This is a genomic window from Mucilaginibacter sp., assembly GCF_025359345.1.
Classification (GTDB): Bacteria; Bacteroidota; Bacteroidia; order Sphingobacteriales; family Sphingobacteriaceae; genus Mucilaginibacter.
The window spans coordinates 19,168-35,532 of record NZ_JANYGQ010000034.1 but is presented as its reverse complement, the minus strand read 5'-3'; the positions used below and the strand labels follow the sequence as shown (position 1 = coordinate 35,532).

Here is a 16,365-nt window from a genome sequence, read left to right as displayed (position 1 = left end):
TTAATCCTGGTGAAAGCCAATTTTTCGTTCTTTTTTCCGGTAGTCGAGAGAAAAGCGGTCTTGTTTTACAAGTTGTAAAAAGCTATATAGACCTTAACTTAATGGCATTGGGCGAATAGCCCGTTTTATTTTACAGTCTTCGGTTTTAAACGGAAAGTGTTTTATATTTATTGAAATATGAAACACCTGGAAAACCTTATTGTAATTGCTGCCATTATTTTTATCGCCTCCTGTAAAAATAGAGTTGAATCTGCTTGTGACGATCATTATATAAATGGAGTTAACTATTTACTCGCAAATGATTTTGAAAAAGCAGAGTCTGAACTTCAACTTTCACTTAAAGTTAATCCTAAAAACGCAAATTCTTATTACGAGTTAGGATATTGCTATTTTTATTCCGGAAACTCAAACAATGCAATCACAGCTTTTGATAAAGCTGTTGAACTAAATCCAAATTTTATGATGGCTTATTATGCGGATGGACAAGTAAAGCAAATAGAAGGCAAATCCAAGGAAGCGATTGCAGATTACACCAGGGCAATAGAATTGAAAAATGATTTTGCCTTTGCATATTACACGAGGGCAACCGAATATATCGCAATTGCCGACGCACAAAAGGCTATTGATGACCTTGATAAAGTGATCAAACTTAAACCTGATTTTTACCGCGCATTCGCTTCGAGGGCCGCCATGAAACGCAATATTGGGGATATAGCAGGGGCGATACAAGACTATTCGGAAGTTTTAAGGCTGGATAAAAGCAATATCGCCACTTACTATAACAGGGGAATTCTATACGGCGAAAGCAAGCAATATAAAGAGGCTATTGATGATTTAACCAGTGCTATTGATTTGAAAACCACGGCAAACTCGGCCTACCTATACAGAGGGATCTATGAATATTACCTGGATAGAAAAGTTTCGGCGTGTACAGATTTTACGAGAGCTCAATTACTTAATGTGCCAAAAGCTGACGAGTATGTAAAGAAATATTGTGTTGGCAGCAAATAATAGGCAAAATTTGGGGTGCAAAAACTTGCCCGGCTGCAACTATAAAAATAAGTTTATGTCTATTCGCATGTAATCAACCTTTAGTTTATGCCGGCATCACCCACAACACAAAAAGCAAACCAGCCAAAAAAGATTCACTACATCGATACGCTGAAGGTATTGCTTACCATATTAGTGGTGCTGCATCATTGCTTTATCACTTATGGTGCACCCGGCGGATGGTACTACAGCGAAAACGCGAAGAACGCGATCGCCATTGTGCCCATGACCATTTTTGTGAGCGTCAACCAGGCGTTTTTTATGGGCTTTTTCTTCTTCCTGTCGGCTTATTTTATAAAACCGTCGTATGACAGGAAGGGTGCAGCTAAGTTTATAACCGACCGGTTGTTGAGACTGGGTGTACCATTGGTTTTCTATTCGTTCATACTTTCCCCGCTGTTAAGTTACCTTGTTTATTACTTTGGATACGGGCAGCATGTTACGTACTTGCAATACCTCGGTGGTTTCCATCCGTGGATTGATTTTGGTGTACTATGGTTTGTCGCAGCATTGTTGTTGTTTACTTTGGTATATGTGGCTGTACGAGCCTACACTAAGAATTGGGTGCCAAAGCCGCTCGCAGCGCCTTCAGCAGGTGCAATTATGTTATTTGCGGCGGCAGTTGGCATAGCCAGCTTTTTTGTGCGCACCCGGCTACCGGTGGGCTGGGTGTTAAAGCCTTTGGGGTTTCAGCCTGCACACTTCTCGCAATACATTGCGCTTTTTATTTTAGGGCTGGTAGCCTATAAAAACAACTGGCTAAATACAATCACATTCAAAACAGGGAAGCAGCTTTTTTTCTTCTTTCTTTTTTTATTAATGTTTTTCCCGGTGTTTTATATCATCCAAACAAAATTCCATATGCCCGGTGAATGGTATTCGGGCGGATTTCACTTCCAGGCTATATTATATGCAGTATGGGAGCAGCTTATAGGCTTTTCAATTATTACTACGCTGTTGGTTTTTGGCAGGGAATTGTGGAACAGGTCATCACCTTTATTGGCAAAATTGTCCCGGTATACTTTCGCTGTTTATATTTTTCATCCGCTGGTAGTGATTTCAGCTTCGCTTGCGGTGCATAACTGGAATATTGACCCTGTGCTGAAACTTTTGGTGGTTGCACCGGTTGCTGTTGTTGGCAGCTTTTTACTGGCCGGGCTGGTGGTATTGATGCCGGGGGTGAAGAAGGCGATATAGTGTAATTATCGGAATATCTTATTCAAATCAAAAGTAAACCCGGCCAATACCAGGGAATCAAGATGCTCCGGTTTTTTTGCTTTTTTATGTAAATAATATTTTCCGTCCATTAAAGCATATAATTCTATTGTTTGAACAATAGGGTCGATAATTACATATTCTCTTACGCCATATTTTTCGTAAACATCTTTTTTTTGTCGAAGGTCGTAGTAGGCATTGGATGGCGAAAGTATTTCTATGGCCAAATCGGGCGCACCTTCAATTTTGTTTTTAACGATATCTGCCTCACGCTCTGGCGCAATATATAGAAAGTCCGGCTGAAGTACATTTCCTTCATCAAAAACCACATCAACTGTACCGGCAGTGTAGCCTCCTATATTTTTAAGTTCTAAAAAATTAAGTATTAATTGCGACAGGCGCGCAACAATCGCCTGGTGAACAGGGTTCGCAGCTGGTGACATAACTAAATCATAATTAATTAATTGAAAAGGCGCACCTTCCTCCAGCAGCATATAATCAGCAACGGTGTATTTCTTTTTCTTTTCAACGGCAAGCATAAATCAAATATAACTAATTTTGTGCCAAATGACAAAAGCCAAACCCACTATACTTGTAGTAAACGACGATGGCATAACTGCCCCTGGTATTAAAGCCTTACTGGAAACCATGGCCGAAATTGGTCGTGTGGTAGTAGTTGCGCCGGATAGTCCGCAATCGGGTATGGGGCATGCCATCACCATAGGTAAACCTTTACGGCTTGACCCTGTTGACATTTACGAAGGTATTGAAATGTACCGCTGCTCGGGCACCCCGGTTGATTGCGTGAAGCTGGCAGTGAACAAGATATTTAAAGGCAAAAAGCCCGATTTATGTGTTTCGGGTATAAATCATGGGTTAAACAACTCCATTAATATATTATACTCCGGCACCATGTCGGCAGCGGTTGAAGGGGCTATTGAAAGCATTCCGTCAATAGGATTTTCGCTTGATGATTATACGATGGATGCCGATTTTAGCCATTGCCTAAAATTTGTTAAGGAAATTGCGCTGCAGGTTTTACAAAACGGCTTGCCGACTGCCACTTTGCTTAATGTCAACTTCCCCGCAGGGCCACATATTAAAGGGATAAAAATTTGCCGCCAGGCAAATGCCAAGTGGGCCGAAGAATTTGACGAGCGAATGGACCCGCACAAGCGGCCTTACTACTGGCTAACAGGTGTATTTCAAACCAGCGACAATGGCGAAGATACCGACGTTTGGGCGCTCGAACATAATTATGCCTCGGTAGTGCCGGTACAATTTGATATGACGGCACACCATGCCATCCCGGTTTTAAATAGCTGGGAATTTAATATATAAGTAAATGCAATACAAAAATACCATGCTAATGGGCGTTTTACTCGCCCTTCCGTTTCCGGCCATTGCATGGTTGGTAGCATCTTTATTAAAAAACAATGTTGATCTCATCAACAAACCGGCGCTGCCATATGTTATAGCTATAGCTTTGAATTTATTGATGTTGCGTTTTACCGTTAAAAAGGATTTGGATAAAACTGCAAGGGGTGTAATGCTGGGCACATTTGCTATTATGTTGGTATTGTTTATGTTTAAAGTACGTGCACGATGAAGTATTACCTGGTAGCCGGAGAGGCATCGGGCGATTTGCATGGCGCAAACCTGATGAAGGCGTTAAAAGAGCGTGATAATCAAGCAGAGTTCCGCTATTTTGGCGGCGACCTTATGCAGGCCGAAGGTGGTACGCTGGTAAAGCATTATGCCGATATGGCCTTTATGGGTTTTATTGAGGTGGTACTTAACCTGAATGCTATTTTACAAAATCTTAAAGCCTGTAAGCATGATATTACGACATGGCAGCCGGACGTATTGATATTGATTGACTTCCCCGGCTTTAACCTGAAAATTGCTGAGTTTGCCAAAGCGAATAATATCTTGGTTTGCTATTATATCTCGCCTAAAGTGTGGGCCTGGAACCAAAAACGGGTTTTAAAAATAAAACGGATTGTCGGCCACCTGTTTTGCATCTTGCCTTTTGAGGTTGATTTTTATAAGGGTTGGGGAATGGAGGTTGATTATGTAGGCAACCCGCTGCTTGATGCTGTGGCGGCATTTAAGCCGGATGAAAGCTTCGCGGGTAACCATCGTCTTCCTGCAAAAAAAATAATTGCATTGCTACCCGGCAGCCGCCGGCAGGAAATTAGTAGGCTATTGCCGGAAATGATTGCCGTTATCGAAAAGTTTCCAAATCATCAGTTTGTTATAGCTGGCGCCCCTTCGTTTACTGTCGATTATTATACACAATTTATTCGCAGCGAAAATATACCGGTTGTTTTTAATGCCACCTATGATTTACTCAACAACGCCGAAGCTGCTATTGTAGCATCGGGCACTGCCAATTTGGAGACTGCATTATTTAACGTTCCGCAGGTGGTGGTGTATAAAGGGCACCCTATATCTATAGGTATAGCCCGCATGGTGGTTAAAATAAAGTTTATATCGCTGGTTAATTTAATAATGAACCGCGAAGTAGTTAATGAATTGATACAGGCCGATTGCTCGGCCGAGAAAATTAGCGCGGAACTTGAAGCAATAGTAAACAATACAGCATATCGCAAAAAAATGCTTGCGGACTACGACGAGCTTGACGTGAAAATGGGCAAGCCCGGTGCTTCAGCTAAAACAGCAGAACTTATTATAAAATACACCACAAAAAAATAGAGCCCTGCATATTGCAAAGCTCTATCGTTTTCATAGGTGATGTTAGTACGGTTTTTCGGTAGATAGAATAGATATATGATGGTCAGGCCACAAACAAAGTGTTTTGCGTCATAGCCTGTTTCTTGCGCATTAAAAATGGGTTGCGGCCCATAAATTCTTTTAAATCGTTAGCCAGCAAATTCTTAAGTTCATTATCAAACTTTGCCAGTATTTTGGTTGGGGCGGGTTTATTGTAAGTTTTCATGGTTAATGTCTTTAGTCTATTTGTTAGTTTTCCCGGTCTTATCGTCTTCACTTTCGGTTAAATTATCTTTTCGGCGTTTAGCTTCTTTATATTGCCGCAACAGTTGTTCCTTATCCCGCTCGTCCGAAGTGTTTGCCGGCTCAACAGGGTTCTCCCATTCTTTCTCTCCGCTTTCGCGATGTTTCCTGATATCGAGTGCCATCCTGTATTGCATTTGATATGTACTGTTCCAAATCAGTGCCAAAAAAATCAATGTAGTCGAAGTTGTACATCAATATGTAAATATGATTTTTGCAACGCGCTGAAAATCAACATAAAATAAACAAACTCGCGTCAGCATGAGTTACCTTTGCCAAACCTTTTACTGTTAAAATTTTAGTACAGTTGTTGTAAACAGTAGTCAAAAATTAAGCAGCAACGGGTTTATTTGAGGTTTTGGCATGGTTTGCAAAGTGGATGATGAGTGTTATGATGGATAAAGTAGCTCCGGTAATACATACCCCCGTCCACTGGTAGTTTTTCCAGAGCTGTGTGGCAAACGAGGTGCCGATGGAACCCCCAATAAAATAAGTAACCATGTAAATGGTATTGATGCGGTTGCGCGCTTCGGGCTTTAAGGCAAATATTATGGATTGATTTGAAATGTGGGTTGCCTGCACACCCATATCTAAAATAATTACGCCTATAACTAATCCAACAATACTATAGGCTGAGAAGTAAAAGATGATAAACGAGACCAGTATCAGCAATAAAGTAAAGCCCGATAATTTATACGCATCCATTTTATCACTCAACCTGCCCATTAAGCCGGCAGCCAATGCACCGAAAGCGCCAACAAGGCCAAATTCGCCTGCTACGCCGCTGCCCATGTTAAAGTTTTGTTTTAGCAGGAACACGATGGTTGTCCAGAAGGCACTGAAGCAGGCAAAACACAGTGCTCCACGCAAAGCAGCAAGACGCAATTTCGGTTCGTTCTTCACCAAATCTATAAGCGAAATCATCAGCTTTTTGTAGGTGCCTTTATATTCAGGCTCAACTTCTGGCAAAAACAGACCGATCATTAGCCACATCAGCAGCATTATCCCGGCGGCTATGTAGTACACAGCCCGCCATCCAAAATAGTCGCCAATGTATCCGCTAAACGTGCGCGACAATAATATACCTATTAACAGTCCGCTCATTATAACGCCAATTTTTTTACCGCGTTCGCTGGGCTTTGCAAGGTGCGCCGCCATAGGCACCAATAGCTGCGGAATCATGGATGCGGCCCCCAGGAAAAAGCTTGCCGCTACAAGTATATTAATTGACGGAGATAGCGCAGTTATTATAAGGGATAAAACAATAAAGGCGAAAACCACCATCATCAGGCGCTTGCGTTTTACCATATCGGCCAATGGCGCCAAAAAGAACATGCCCGTGGCATAACCAATTTGAGTAAGCATAGAAACCTGTCCGACTTTAGCCCTGGTAGTATGAAAAGTATTGGCCATGTCTTCGAGTAATGGCTGGTTGTAGTACAGGTTTGCCACAATAAGGCCGGTGGCCACAGTCATTATCCATAAAGTTAGCGGGGTAAGTCCCGGGTGATTTTTTGGATTGTGGCTGTTTTGCATTGCTTTATTTATCAATTATGCGCAAAAATGGCGAAGCATTTTTATTTTGATGTTTGGTTTGTGCAATATTTTATGGCTGGGATGAACAATTTGATCCGTTTAACTCATCAAACGTATATTAAAATTGAAAGAATGGCAGTATTCTTGCTTATTTAAAGGGATTCTTCACTAACGGCGATAGAAATAGTCTTAAAAATCGAAAAAATATGAATGTTGTTCTATTTTTTGATGGCTAACTCGATACTTTTTTGAATAAAGCCGCGTTTAATTCAAAAACTATCTTAATTTCCGAGTTAACATTAAGATAATATCAATTAAAGTTCACTATATCGCGAGTTATATAGTGAAATTTTGTCAATTTTTTAGATAAAAAACGCCAACAAGCTGAAATTGATGAGATAAATTTGAAAAAAAATGAAAAATTATTATATTATTAATGAAATGTTTGTATTTTTGTGATGTGAATAAGGCGTAATTGATTTAGCACAAAAAAATTACAATTTAATTACGATAATATAAAAAGATAGTGTTACTTTTACACCATTAAGATATTAAAAAAGTCTTCTCATAATTTAGGTTTATAATTGGTTAGAACGCGCCCCTGCCCATCAGGGGCGCTTCTTGTTTTATACAGTTTTATAAGCCAAAACTATGCGCAACCCGTAACCCAACGAAACCATAATTGTTTCTTTCGCCGATGAATGTTTTTCTGCTTGAGAAATTTTCATATCGCAATCCAAAATCCCACGACTTAAACGTATAACCCACCCCTGGCGACCATATCAGTTTAGTGCTTTTAGGGATGCCAAAGGAGCTATTTTTATACGCGTGAAAATCGCTTAGTTCAAATCCTGCGCCTGCTTCGCCGCTAAAATAGAAGTGCTGGCCCACAAAGTATTTAAATCCAACTTTTACCGGAATCATGCCCATGGATGCGTATGTGCTTCGCGCTAAAAATTCGTAATAGCCAGAAGTTAGCGTTAAGGCAAAGTTTTGCGAAAGGCTATATTGCAATCGCGCCGTAAGGCCAATATAACTGCTGGAGGTGTAATGCATGGCACCGTTGGTGATGCCGCTTTCGGCTCCGACATCGAACCTGAAGGGGCTTGCCGGAGCGGTCTGTGCTTTAACACCGGGGGTAAAAAACGCAGCAGCAATAAAAGTAGCGGCCACAACAAATTTTGATAGATTTTTCATAATGATTAAAGGTTTTATGTTTATTTATTTCTCCAAAAACCAATAATCCAATTGTTTATTTCACCGGAAAGTGCTATTTAACTTTAGTTAACAGCCAGGTGCTAATGTTTGTTAAATTTCACTTGGTTAAACAGATTGTAAATATCCCTCTTAACGGGTGATGATAACGCGTGCTTTTAAAAGTAAGTTTGCGATACATTAATGTAAATTAGTTCCGCATTAATTAACATCAGGGTACTTATGAAAATTAAATCAGCTTATTTATTTGTTTGCTTGCTTTGCCTGTCGGGATTTAGAAATCAGCCTGACTTTAACCGGTTTGCTGCAAAATTTGTAAAAGGCTACACCGCACTTAAAATTCCGCAATTGGAGCTCAGCTACGTTAATATGCTGAAACAAATCAAACCGGCGGAAGAAATCAAAAAGCAAACGGATTTTTTTGAAACTATAAAGTCAGAACAAAAGAAAATCAGCACCATGGGACTAACCGTCGACCAAAAGCAGGACTACGAGTTGATTGCCTACGAAACCGACCTGAACCTTGAGCGACTGGCATTAGAAAAACAGTGGGTAGCCAATAAGCCCAAAGAAATTTCAGCCGCGGGTTTGCATTCTATAACTAATGGTAAGGCTTGGTACGCATATTTTTTAAAGAACTGGCTAAGTGCAAACGTTACGCCCGATGATATTTACAAGTTCGGCCTTAGTGAGGTTGAAAGGGTAAAAGGGCATATTGAGGCCATTCGTAAACAAAGCGGACTAACCGAGGAAGCATTCTATAAGCATTTAAACGAAAAGGAGTTTTTTATTGCCGACCCCAGAGGAGTGCAAAAACAGTTTGAGCATACTAAAGATATTGTTTACAACCACCTGGGCAATGTATTTAGTCTGCGTAAAATACCGGCCTTGAAAATTGAGCAAGGTGCCAACGCCGCAATGGCACAAACACCTGGCTATTATGATAACAATGTGTTTTACTACAACCTGTTCAGTAAACCGTATAATAAACGCCAGTTCGACTGGCTTTTTTTGCATGAAGCGGTGCCGGGGCATCACTACAAGTCGTCAATTAATTCCGATGTTAAGCAATCAAAAGTTCACCAGCTTTTTTATTTTTTGGGGCTCGAAGAAGGCTGGGGTGCTTACGTAGAAGAACTGGGCAAAGATGTGGGCGTTTATAAAACGCCATACGAAGAACTCGGCAAATGGGAATGGGATATCGTGCGCTCGGTACGCGTGCCTATGGATATCGGTCTTAACTACTACGGATGGACGGACGACCAGGCGCTTGCCTTTTGGAAAAAGAACATTAAAAACCAGGACGATATAGCCCTGCGCGAAATTGCGCGGGTAAAACGCTGGCCCGCCCAGTGCATCACCTATAAATACGGCGCCGGCCAGATAATGCAATGGAAACAAACATTACAAAAACGGGAAGGCACCAAATTCAATATCAAAAACTTTCACGACAGGATATTGAATCTTGGCTCTTTACCGGTATTTATGGTTGGCGAAAATGTTTTAAGAGTGAATTGATCTGATCGACCATTAATCCATTGCCGTAATAAACTCATTAATTCACCAACTCACCCATTAATTAATTAATGCGCCTCTAACCAGTTTACACCAGTTCCAATCTCTACCATTATTGGCACCGTGGTTTTTATAGCGTTTTTCATGTTCTCCATAATAATGGGCTTCACTATTTCCACCTCATGGTGGGGCACGTCAAATACCAACTCGTCATGTACCTGCATGGTCATACGGGCATCCAGTTTTCGCAGGCAAAACTCGCGGTGGATGTTGATCATCGCTATTTTAATCATATCCGCTGCTGAACCTTGAATGGGAGCGTTAATGGCATTTCGTTCGGCAAAACCACGTACGGTTTGGTTAGCGCTGTTAATGTCGCGCAGATAGCGGCGGCGGCCCATCAGCGTACACACATACCCATGCTCACGGGCAAAGTTCATGGTATCGCTTATGTAGTTTTTTATGCCCGGGTATTGCGCAAAGTAGTTTTCAATAATCTCGGCTGCTTCTTTACGTGGTATGCCCAGGCTTTGCGATAATCCAAATGCCGACTGCCCGTAAATAATCCCAAAGTTTACCGCCTTTGCGTTCCGTCGCTGTTCGCTGCTTACTTCGTCAAGCCCGATGCCATACACTTTGGCAGCAGTTGCGGTGTGAATATCCAGGTTGTTTACAAACGCATCCATCATATTGGCATCTTTGCTTATTTCGGCAATAATGCGCAGCTCTATTTGCGAATAATCCGCAGATACGATGGTATGCCCGCTATCCCGTGGGATAAATGCCTTCCGCACCTCGCGGCCGCGTTCGGTTTTTATGGGGATGTTTTGCAGGTTAGGGTTGGTTGAGCTTAAACGCCCGGTTGCTGCTACCGCCTGGTTGTATGACGTGTGCACCCGGCCGGTTTTGGGGTTAACCATGGTTGGCAAGGCATCCACATAGGTCGATTTTAGTTTTTGCAGCTGGCGGTAATCTAAAATATCGCGTACGATATCGCTTTTGGCAGCCAGTGACAGCAGCACATCTTCACCGGTTTGGTATTGGCCGGTTTTTGTTTTTTTAGCCTTGGGGTCGAGCATCAGTTTTTCAAAAAGAACCTCGCCCAGTTGTTTTGGCGATGCTATGTTGAAACGTACGCCGGCCTTTTCGTAAACTATTTTCTCCAGTTTGGCTATGTCTGTTTCCAGTTCTTTCGAGAACTCACGGAGTGTGTCGTGGTCTATTTTTACACCTTCGTATTCGATATCGGCCAATACGTAAATCAGTGGGTGTTCAATTTCGTGTATCAGTTTTTCGGCCTCGGCTTCTTTTAGTTTAGGCTCAAAAACGGTGCGCAGCTGCAGGGTGATATCCGCATCTTCAGCAGCATATTCCTTTATCTTTTCAATTTCCACATCGCGCATGCTGCCCTGGTTTTTGCCCTTGGCGCCAATCAGTTCAGTAATTGAAACGGGTTTGTAGCTCAAATAATTTTCGCTTAGGATATCCATGTTATGGCGGGTATCCGGGTCGATAATGTAATGCGCCATCATGGTATCAAACAAGTCGCCTTTCACCTCAACATCATACCATTTCAGCATCAATATGTCGAACTTCAGGTTCTGCCCTGTTTTGCCGATTGATGTATCTTCCAGTACAGGCTTAAATTCGGCGACAATCTTCCTGATCCCTTCATCATCAACTGGTACGGGCACATACCATGCCTCGCTTGCTTTTACGGCAAACGAAAGGCCCACCAATTCGCAATTATTGGCATCTGTACCCGTAGTTTCAGTATCAAAACAGAAATCTTTTTGCTGTTTCAGCAGGTTGATTAACTCTGCACGCTTTTCGAAAGTATCAGCTAAATGGTATTCGTGTGGTACGGTGTTGATGTTTTTGATATCAACCGGAACAGGTGGCTCGTAAATATCCTGCACGTCGACCGACATTGTGGTGCGGCCTTCGGCAACTGCATTCCCAAACAGGTCGGTTTGGATGGATACTGCTTTGGTTTCAGTGATGCTGAAATCATCGCCAAAAACACGCCTGCCCAGCGTGCGGAACTCCAGTTCGGCAAACAATGGCTCCAGTAAATCTTTGCTTGGGGCGCACATTTCCAAACCTGCTTCATCCAGTTCAACCGGCACATTCAAATTGATGGTAGCCAGTTTTTTCGACATCAGGCCCTGGGCAGCGAAGTTTTCAACGTTTTCGCGCTGCTTGCCTTTTAATTCGTGGCTATGGGCGATGATTTCCTCCATTGAGCCATATTGTTTTATAAGCAGCTTAGCCGTTTTTTCGCCAATGCCCGGGATACCGGGGATATTGTCAACTGCATCGCCCCAAAGCCCCAAAATATCTATCACCTGCTCAACGCGCTCAATCTCCCATTTCTCCAGCACTTCCTTTACACCTAATATCTCCATATCGTTACCCATGCGGGCGGGCTTGTAAATAAATATGTTCGGCGATACCAGTTGCGCGAAATCCTTATCAGGAGTCATACAGTAAACCTGGTAACCTTTTGCTTCGGCTTTTTTGGCAAGCGTGCCTATAATATCATCGGCCTCGAAACCGTCAGAAGTTATCAGCGGGATATTGAAACCCAATACCACTTTAAATATGTAGGGGAGTGCCTTGCTCAAATCTTCGGGCATAGCCTCACGGTGGCCTTTATAGTCGGCAAAATCGGTATGGCGTTCGGTTGGGGCATCGGTATCAAATACCACCGCCATGTGGGTGGGTTTCTCTTTTCGTAAAACCTCGAGCAGTGTATTGGTAAAGCCCATAACCGCCGATGTATTAAATCCGTTTGATGTAAACCGCGGAGTTTTACTCAATGCAAAATGCGCCCGGTAAATAAGCGCCATGCCATCCAAAAGAAATAGTTTTTTCATTGTATTTAAATGATTTCACCGATTGTTTTGATTACACAGATTTGCTACGCTTTAACTAACCCGTTAACCATTTGAGTGAATTCAAAAATACAATTATGTTGTGGAGTAATTCAACAGTAATGCGGTTTTTTAAAATCAATGGTAATCAGTGTAATCAAAACAATCGGTGTAATCCTCTATTTAAAACTACAGTCCGGCACATGATCATTAACCATTCCTGTAGCCTGCATGTGGGCATAACAAATGGTGGTGCCGAAAAACTTGAAGCCGCGTTTTTTCATGTCCTTGCTAATGGCATCGGATATGGGTGTACTGGCCGGAGTAAGCCCCGAATGATTATTGATTGACTTTCCATCGGGCATAAAGCTGTACAGATATTTATCGAACGAGCCAAATTCCTTTTGCACCTCAATAAACAGTTTCGCATTATTAATGGCCGCGAGTATTTTTAAACGGTTGCGGATAATGCCCGCGTCGTTCATCAAGCGTTCCACATCGGCATCGGTAAATTCGGCGACCTTCGTTACATCAAAATTTGCGAAGGCTTTTCTATAACCTTCCCGGCGGCGCAGTATGGTTATCCAGCTTAAGCCGGCCTGCGCCGACTCAAGAATAAGGAACTCAAATAAGGTATGGTCGTCATGGACTTCCTTACCCCATTCTTCGTCGTGGTATTTTACGTAGAGATCGTCTGTTCCGGCCCATTTACAGCGGTGTAGTTCTTTGGTCATTAAATAGCAGCTTTGGAATGTTTGATGTCGTGCATCAACTCAAACTTAAATATTTTTTGACTTTCTAAGGTGTTTATCACATTTTTAATTTCGGGGTACATTGCGCTTTTATCAGCGTCGATCGTCATACTCAAATCGTAGCCATGGTTTTCTTTTGATACTTGTCTTGCTGCAATCAGCCAATCAAACAGTTCGTTTTTTTTTGAATCCATGCGGATACCGGGCTGTTCCATAAACGCTTTTACGTTGTAATAGCCATCAATAAATTGTTTCATCGTGGCCATAGGCACGCCTACGGTTTCAATTTTATTAAACTTTGCCAGCTCAGCTGCTGTAAAGCTAATATGATATTTTTCACCCATTTTTGTCAATACTTTTGCCCGGTCCCTGTTTTCGAGTTCAATCATAGTCTTTCCCTGTGCAAGTATTATTTTAAAATTGCCCTCCCCGGGGTCATAAATACCGCCTGATGCCAGTGGACGCTCCACATCAATCGGTCGTTGTGCCTTGGGGGTTGCACATAAAATAAAAAAGATCAATATAAGGAATGCAATATCGCACATGGCCGCCATGTCTACCGACAGGTTTTGACGCTTTAGTTTGCCTTTGTACATGGTCTTAGTTTCTTTTTGTGTTAATAAATAACCCGGCTATAGTCACTTCGTTTCATGGAGTCGGATTCCGAATCTTTTGAGTTGTCGTTCGAAGGATTTATCGACGCAATCAACCGAAAGAAAAAAATATTTTGTTTGCGTAAAGTGTTAAATATATTTTCAATATCAGGGTATAGAAGCGTTTTATCTGCATCTATCGCCACATTTAAATCATGGCCTTGCAAAGCCCTGCTGACCTTTCTAGACTCTAAAATCCAATCTGCTAATTCGTTATTTCCTGGAGTAACCGGAATGCCTGGCTGATTAAAAAAGGGCTGTTTGTCGTTATATGCGGCAAGATATTTTTTTAGGCTGGCAATGGGCACGCAAACAACGTCGATTTTTGAAAACTTTTCAATTTCAGCAGAATCAAATTGTATGTTGTATATTTCTCCCATTTGCTGTAAGGTTGCTTTGCGAAGGTGCTTATCAAAAAGCTGGTACATTACAGCCCGTGTGCGGCCTATAAATACCGTGCTTTTAAACTCACCTCGCGGACTACTGTATTGAGGCGCGACCGATATGGCAGGTTCCTCTATCTTCATAGGTTTCCAAAAGGTAGTACCCCATCTAAAAGCCATGAACAATAATATCACTATAGCAATATCACATAGTGGGATAAGATCGACTCGTGGCCGCAACCAATTACGTTTCGCTTTATACATTGCTTAAATTGAAACCTAAATCTAAGCTGTTTATTTTTAATTTGCAACAATATTGCAACAAATAACAATGCAAGCTACAATTTAGCTTTCGTTCAACTCATCCCAATATTCCACCGCTCTTCTATAATGCGGAATCACAATTGAGCCGCCTACCAAGTTCGCAATCATAAACACCTCGTTCATCTCATCATGATTTACACCGGCCTCGTGGCATTTGCCCAGGTGATATTTTATACAATCGTCGCAACGCAGCACCATCGATGCTACCATGCCCAGCATTTCTTTGGTCTTTACATCGAGCGCGCCATCGGCATAGGTGGTGGTATCCAGCGCGAAAAAACGTTTGATATTGGTGTTCGACGACTCCATTATCCGGTCGTTCATTTTGGTGCGATAGCTTTCAAAATCGTCAATCAGCTTTCCCATAGGTGTTTATTTAGTGAATTAGTGAGTTGGTGAATTAGTGATTTATTTGGATTCGGATCTCATCGTTCAATTTCAGCGCCTAATTAATCCGGAATATTAAGCGCAAGTTACAATATAGATTAAATTCATTTTTGTAATTTTCCTCTTTCAATTGTAAAGAATCTTAAATCTAACTTTTCAAAATTCGCTAATTCACCCACTCACTAATTCACTAATTATAAGGCATGGAAAACTTAACCCCCAATATTTTTGTTGAAAGCATGGTTGAAACCATTGCTTTTTATCAATCGATAGGTTTTACTTTAACGATGACCGTTCCCGAAGATGGCGGCGATTTGATATGGGCGATGATGACAAATGGCAACGTTACCTTTATGTTCCAGTCGTTTGTAAGCCTTGGCGAAGAACTGCCGCAAATAAGCCGGCAAAATGGCGCCTCTATGCTGCTTTATATCAACATTAAAAAAATCCGTGAGTATTTTGATCTGATAAAGGATAACGTGACGGTATTGAAGGGGTTGGACAAAACATTTTACGGCGCCACCGAGTTTTCGATACTGGATAATAACAACTATGTGCTCACTTTTGCCGAAGACGAATAATGATTGAATTTACCCGCACCGACCACGTTAATATTTGTGTACCACCCGAAAAACTTGAAGAAGCGAGGCTCTTTTACCGGGATGTAATCGGATTGCCCGAAAAATATCGCCCTGACGTTTTTGGTGCACCCGGCTACTGGTTCCAGGTAGTTGATATTGAGTTGCATATTGGTATCGAACCGCCTAAACCGCAATCGATACGGCATATTGCATTCGAGGTAAAAAATCTTGATGCGGCGGCGAAACATTTGGAAAAACACAACGTACAAGTATTGCAGGAAGCGGTAATTCCGGGCCGCAACAGGTTTTCGTTCCACGATCCTTTTGGCAACCGGGTGGAATTGCTGCAATACCTTGATTAATAGTGTTGTATATTAAATATAAAATTGTAGATTAGTTACCGGCAAACAAATAAAACGTACAGTTATGAAATTCATGTCGCCCAAAGTTCACGGAATAATAGATATACTGGTTTGTGTATTTTTACTGGCGTCGCCTATAATTTTTGGCTTTACAGGCACCCTGGCAACTTTTACTTATGCATTGGGTGTGGCACACCTGGCGCTTACTTTGTTAACAGACTCAAGCATGGGCCTGGTAAAAATTATCCCGGTAAGCATTCATGAACTGATCGAATTTGTTGTTGCAGTAGCCGTAATTATTTTGGCCTACACATTGTTCGATGGTAATGCCAACGGCAAGTTGTTTTACGTAATATTTGGCAATTGCCTGCTGCTGACCTGGCTGGTTACCGATTACCGCGGCGACAGTGTGCATAGCATGGCAAAATTATAATCGGATTTTTTTTGTAGAGACACAATACTTGTGTCTCTGATAAA

Annotated in this window: 19 protein-coding genes; 9 read left to right on the top strand and 10 right to left on the bottom strand. The window is 41.8% G+C overall.

Translation table 11 applies throughout. The features are described from left to right. Nucleotides 1-177 precede the first annotated feature (177 nt). Both Q0R52_RS24090 and Q0R52_RS24085 read left to right on the top strand, forming a co-directional pair. A complete protein-coding gene (locus Q0R52_RS24090) occupies nucleotides 178-1,011 on the top strand; it encodes a tetratricopeptide repeat protein (RefSeq protein ID WP_295799718.1) in 834 nt (277 codons plus the stop codon). Between the two features lie 87 nt (nucleotides 1,012-1,098). Next, a complete protein-coding gene (locus tag Q0R52_RS24085; protein WP_295799716.1) occupies nucleotides 1,099-2,247 on the top strand; it encodes an acyltransferase in 1,149 nt (382 codons plus the stop codon). A 5-nt stretch (nucleotides 2,248-2,252) separates the two neighbouring features. On the opposite strand, the gene Q0R52_RS24080 is transcribed toward Q0R52_RS24085, so the two are convergent. Then, nucleotides 2,253-2,804: a Uma2 family endonuclease gene (locus tag Q0R52_RS24080; protein ID WP_295799714.1), complete on the bottom strand. Its 552-nt coding sequence runs from the start codon at nucleotides 2,802-2,804 to the stop codon at nucleotides 2,253-2,255. A gap of 28 nt (nucleotides 2,805-2,832) precedes the next feature. On the opposite strand from Q0R52_RS24080, the gene surE reads away from it, so the two are divergent. The 3 genes from surE to lpxB are packed head-to-tail and all read left to right on the top strand — an operon-like array spanning nucleotide 2,833 to nucleotide 4,983. Further along, nucleotides 2,833-3,606 (top strand): 5'/3'-nucleotidase SurE, encoded by a 774-nt coding sequence (surE, locus tag Q0R52_RS24075; RefSeq protein WP_295799712.1) that lies wholly within the window; start codon nucleotides 2,833-2,835, stop codon nucleotides 3,604-3,606. A 4-nt stretch (nucleotides 3,607-3,610) separates the two neighbouring features. Next, the gene (locus Q0R52_RS24070; RefSeq protein ID WP_295799709.1) at nucleotides 3,611-3,874 is read left to right on the top strand and encodes a hypothetical protein; all 264 of its coding nucleotides are present in this window, start codon (nucleotides 3,611-3,613) and stop codon (nucleotides 3,872-3,874) included. Beyond that, nucleotides 3,871-4,983, top strand: coding sequence for a lipid-A-disaccharide synthase (gene lpxB, locus Q0R52_RS24065; RefSeq protein WP_295799707.1), 1,113 nt, complete (start codon nucleotides 3,871-3,873; stop codon nucleotides 4,981-4,983). Before Q0R52_RS24070 ends, lpxB begins: the two co-directional genes overlap by 4 nt. Before the next feature lie 82 nt (nucleotides 4,984-5,065). On the opposite strand, the gene Q0R52_RS24060 is transcribed toward lpxB, so the two are convergent. From Q0R52_RS24060 to Q0R52_RS24045, 4 genes are all read right to left on the bottom strand, one after another. Further along, on the bottom strand, nucleotides 5,066-5,227 hold the full coding sequence (locus Q0R52_RS24060; protein WP_295799704.1) for a hypothetical protein: 162 nt from the start codon (nucleotides 5,225-5,227) through the stop codon (nucleotides 5,066-5,068). A gap of 16 nt (nucleotides 5,228-5,243) precedes the next feature. Further along, on the bottom strand, nucleotides 5,244-5,429 hold the full coding sequence (locus Q0R52_RS24055) for a hypothetical protein (RefSeq protein WP_252790001.1): 186 nt from the start codon (nucleotides 5,427-5,429) through the stop codon (nucleotides 5,244-5,246). A 205-nt stretch (nucleotides 5,430-5,634) separates the two neighbouring features. Next, entirely contained in the window at nucleotides 5,635-6,840 is a 1,206-nt protein-coding gene (locus tag Q0R52_RS24050) for an MFS transporter (RefSeq protein ID WP_295799698.1), read from the bottom strand. A 636-nt stretch (nucleotides 6,841-7,476) separates the two neighbouring features. Beyond that, nucleotides 7,477-8,037, bottom strand: a complete 561-nt coding sequence (locus Q0R52_RS24045; RefSeq protein ID WP_295799696.1) for a hypothetical protein — start codon at nucleotides 8,035-8,037, stop codon at nucleotides 7,477-7,479. 240 nt (nucleotides 8,038-8,277) lie between these two features. Between Q0R52_RS24045 and Q0R52_RS24040 the strand changes: the two genes are divergently transcribed. Continuing rightward, nucleotides 8,278-9,573, top strand: a complete 1,296-nt coding sequence (locus Q0R52_RS24040) for a DUF885 domain-containing protein (protein WP_295799693.1) — start codon at nucleotides 8,278-8,280, stop codon at nucleotides 9,571-9,573. A gap of 65 nt (nucleotides 9,574-9,638) precedes the next feature. On the opposite strand, the gene polA is transcribed toward Q0R52_RS24040, so the two are convergent. The 5 genes from polA to Q0R52_RS24015 form a co-directional block, all read right to left on the bottom strand. Next, the gene (polA, locus tag Q0R52_RS24035) at nucleotides 9,639-12,449 is read right to left on the bottom strand and encodes a DNA polymerase I (RefSeq protein WP_295799690.1); all 2,811 of its coding nucleotides are present in this window, start codon (nucleotides 12,447-12,449) and stop codon (nucleotides 9,639-9,641) included. A gap of 176 nt (nucleotides 12,450-12,625) precedes the next feature. Beyond that, on the bottom strand, nucleotides 12,626-13,180 hold the full coding sequence (locus tag Q0R52_RS24030; protein ID WP_295799687.1) for a DNA-3-methyladenine glycosylase I: 555 nt from the start codon (nucleotides 13,178-13,180) through the stop codon (nucleotides 12,626-12,628). Next, on the bottom strand, nucleotides 13,180-13,794 hold the full coding sequence (locus Q0R52_RS24025; protein ID WP_295799684.1) for a biopolymer transporter ExbD: 615 nt from the start codon (nucleotides 13,792-13,794) through the stop codon (nucleotides 13,180-13,182). The genes Q0R52_RS24030 and Q0R52_RS24025 overlap by 1 nt, the downstream gene beginning before the upstream one ends. A gap of 20 nt (nucleotides 13,795-13,814) precedes the next feature. After that, the gene (locus tag Q0R52_RS24020) at nucleotides 13,815-14,378 is read right to left on the bottom strand and encodes a hypothetical protein (protein WP_366520942.1); all 564 of its coding nucleotides are present in this window, start codon (nucleotides 14,376-14,378) and stop codon (nucleotides 13,815-13,817) included. Between the two features lie 201 nt (nucleotides 14,379-14,579). Next, on the bottom strand, nucleotides 14,580-14,924 hold the full coding sequence (locus tag Q0R52_RS24015; protein WP_295799678.1) for a carboxymuconolactone decarboxylase family protein: 345 nt from the start codon (nucleotides 14,922-14,924) through the stop codon (nucleotides 14,580-14,582). 224 nt (nucleotides 14,925-15,148) lie between these two features. Here Q0R52_RS24015 and Q0R52_RS24010 point away from each other — a divergent pair, with 224 nt between their 5' ends. From Q0R52_RS24010 to Q0R52_RS24000, 3 genes are all read left to right on the top strand, one after another. Further along, nucleotides 15,149-15,526: a VOC family protein gene (locus Q0R52_RS24010; protein WP_295799676.1), complete on the top strand. Its 378-nt coding sequence runs from the start codon at nucleotides 15,149-15,151 to the stop codon at nucleotides 15,524-15,526. Continuing rightward, on the top strand, nucleotides 15,526-15,888 hold the full coding sequence (locus tag Q0R52_RS24005; protein WP_295799673.1) for a VOC family protein: 363 nt from the start codon (nucleotides 15,526-15,528) through the stop codon (nucleotides 15,886-15,888). The genes Q0R52_RS24010 and Q0R52_RS24005 overlap by 1 nt, the downstream gene beginning before the upstream one ends. 64 nt (nucleotides 15,889-15,952) lie before the next feature. Further along, nucleotides 15,953-16,321, top strand: coding sequence for a hypothetical protein (locus Q0R52_RS24000; RefSeq protein ID WP_295799672.1), 369 nt, complete (start codon nucleotides 15,953-15,955; stop codon nucleotides 16,319-16,321). The last annotated feature ends 44 nt before the right edge of the window (nucleotides 16,322-16,365 follow it).